At 47.7% G+C, this 3,116-nt stretch carries 2 rRNA genes; both read left to right on the top strand.

Annotated elements, in window-relative coordinates:
- Window positions 1–59 precede the first annotated feature (59 nt).
- Window positions 60–2,876 (top strand): 23S ribosomal RNA (locus ACYEKI_RS21100).
- Window positions 2,877–3,006: 130 nt separating this feature from the next.
- Window positions 3,007–3,114 (top strand): 5S ribosomal RNA (rrf, locus tag ACYEKI_RS21095).
- Window positions 3,115–3,116 lie beyond the last annotated feature (2 nt).

Here is a 3,116-nt window from a genome sequence, read left to right as displayed (position 1 = left end):
TAGAGATATAAGAATACTGAATAAATATATAAAAAAATAAAGAGCAAGTTAAGCAAGACGCATAAGCTAAAAAAGGGCGTATGGGGAATGCCTAGGCTCTCAGAGGCGAAGAAGGACGTGATAAGCTGCGAAAAGCTGTGGGGAGTGGCACATACACTATGATCCGCAGATATCCGAATGGGGCAACCCACTATATTGAAGATATAGTATCCGTAAGGAGGCGAACCCGGAGAACTGAAACATCTAAGTACCCGGAGGAAGAGAAAATAAAAATGATTCCGTTAGTAGTGGCGAGCGAACGCGGAAGAGCCCAAACCAGTAGTGTTACGGCAGTGCTGGGGTTGTAGGACTGCGACATTTGAGTTATAATGAATTAGAACAGTTTGGAAAGACTGGCCAGAGACGGTGATAGCCCGGTATAAGTAAAGAATAATGAGATAGCAGGATCCTGAGTAGTGCGGGGCACGTGAAACCCTGTATGAATCTGGCGGGACCATCCGCTAAGGCTAAATACTCCTGAGAGACCGATAGTGAACTAGTACCGTGAGGGAAAGGTGAAAAGAACCCTGAATAAGGGAGTGAAATAGACCCTGAAACCATACGCTTACAAGCGGTCGGAGCCTTTAGAGGTGACGGCGTGCCTTTTGCATAATGAGCCTACGAGTTACCGTATCTAGCAAGGTTAAGATGTTAAGCATCGCAGCCGAAGCGAAAGCGAGTCTGAATAGGGCGAAAGAGTTAGGTGTGGTAGACGCGAAACCGTGTGATCTACCCTTGGGCAGGTTGAAGCTTTGTTAACCCAAAGTGGAGGACCGAACCCGTTGACGTTGAAAAGTCTTGGGATGACCTGAGGGTAGGGGTGAAAGGCCAATCAAACTCGGAAATAGCTCGTACTCCCCGAAATGCATTTAGGTGCAGCGTTGATTTAGTTTTATAGAGGTAGAGCTACTGATTGGATGCGGGGGCTTCACCGCCTACCAATTCCTGACAAACTCCGAATGCTATAAAATGATGATCAGCAGTGAGGGCATGGGTGCTAAGGTCCATGTCCGAGAGGGAAAGAACCCAGACCATCAGCTAAGGTCCCCAAATGTATGCTAAGTTGAATAAACGAGGTGCAACTGCTTAGACAGCTAGGATGTTGGCTTGGAAGCAGCCATTCATTTAAAGAGTGCGTAACAGCTCACTAGTCGAGCGGTTGTGCATGGATAATAATCGGGCATAAGTATACTACCGAAGCTATGGATTCGAAAGAGTGGTAGGGGAGCATTGTAGTGGCGTAGAAGGTGATATGCGAGTATTGCTGGAGTAGCTACAAAAGAAAATGTAGGCATAAGTAACGATAAGGAGGGCGAGAAACCCTCCCGCCGAAAGACTAAGGTTTCCTCAGCTATGCTAATCAGCTGAGGGTTAGTCGGGGCCTAACGCGAACCCGAAAGGGGTAGTGGATGGACAACAGGTTAATATTCCTGTACCTGCTCACGATAAAAGTGACGGATTCGAGGAGGTATTGCGCACTGACGGAAATGTGCGTTGAAAGGAGCAGTAATGCCCTGATAGTATACAGAAGCTACGGCGGAAGTAATAATGTACCAAATCGAGTTCCAAGAAAAGCGAGTGAAGCAGCCCGTACCGTAAACCGACACAGGTAGTTGGGATGAGAATTCTAAGGCGCTCGAGAGATTCATGGTTAAGGAACTAGGCAAAATCGACCCGTAACTTCGGGAGAAGGGTCGCCAGGGTAAAACCTGGCCGCAGTGAAGAGGTCCAGGCGACTGTTTATCAAAAACATAGGGCTTTGCTAAATCGAAAGATGATGTATAAGGCCTGACACCTGCCCGGTGCCGGAAGGTTAAGAGGAGATGTTAGCTTCGGCGAAGCATTGAATTGAAGCCCCGGTAAACGGCGGCCGTAACTATAACGGTCCTAAGGTAGCGAAATTCCTTGTCGGGTAAGTTCCGACCTGCACGAATGGTGCAACGATCTGGACACTGTCTCAACCATGAGCTCGGTGAAATTGTAGTATCGGTGAAGATGCCGGTTACCCGCTACGGGACGAAAAGACCCTGTGAACCTTTACTATAGCTTAGTATTGACTTTGGATAAGTAATGTGTAGGATAGGTGGGAGACTATGAATCATGATCGCCAGGTTGTGAGGAGTCATTGTTGAAATACCACCCTTTGCTTATCTGAAGCCTAACTCACGGAGTGAGGACAGTGCTTGGTGGGTAGTTTGACTGGGGTGGTCGCCTCCAAAAGAGTAACGGAGGCTTCTAAAGGTCTGCTCAGTACGGTTGGTAATCGTGCGTAGAGTGCAATGGCAAAAGCAGGCTTGACTGAGAGACAAACAGGTCGATCAGGTAGGAAACTAGAGCATAGTGATCCGGTGGTTCCGTATGGAAGGGCCATCGCTCAAAGGATAAAAGGTACTCCGGGGATAACAGGCTGATCTCCCCCAAGAGCTCACATCGACGGGGGGGTTTGGCACCTCGATGTCGGCTCGTCACATCCTGGGGCTGGAGAAGGTCCCAAGGGTTGGGCTGTTCGCCCATTAAAGTGGCACGCGAGCTGGGTTCAGAACGTCGTGAGACAGTTCGGTCTCTATCTGTAGTGGGCGTTAGAAATTTGAGTGGATCTGACTTTAGTACGAGAGGACCGAGTTGGACAAACCTCTGGTGTATCAGTTGTTCCGCCAGGAGCACTGCTGAGTAGCTACGTTTGGAAGGGATAAGCGCTGAAAGCATATAAGCGCGAAACCCACCACAAGATGAGATTTCTTTAAAGGGTCGTGAGAGACGATCACGTTGATAGGCTATAGGTGTAAAGGCAGTAATGTCATAGCCGAGTAGTACTAATAACCCATAGGCTTATGCGCGGGATTTGCTTTTAGCATGTGATTTAGGGATTTATATAGAGTAGACTGAAAAGGATATAGTATTTATCAATATGTTAAGATATTAGATATTTAGTTTATAGCGATAGGTTATAGAATAGATATAAAGATTTAAGGTGGTTATAGCGTCGGGGCTCACCTCTTCCCATTCCGAACAGAGAAGTTAAGCCCGATAGCGCCGATGGTACTGCGCTCGTGGGAGAGTAGGTCGCCGCCTTTTTT

The sequence above is a fragment of the Aquimarina rhabdastrellae genome, from assembly GCA_947387485.1.
GTDB lineage: Bacteria > Bacteroidota > Bacteroidia > Flavobacteriales > Flavobacteriaceae > Aquimarina.
The sequence above is the reverse complement of the archived record's forward strand: the minus strand, read 5'-3'. Positions and strand labels throughout refer to the sequence as shown.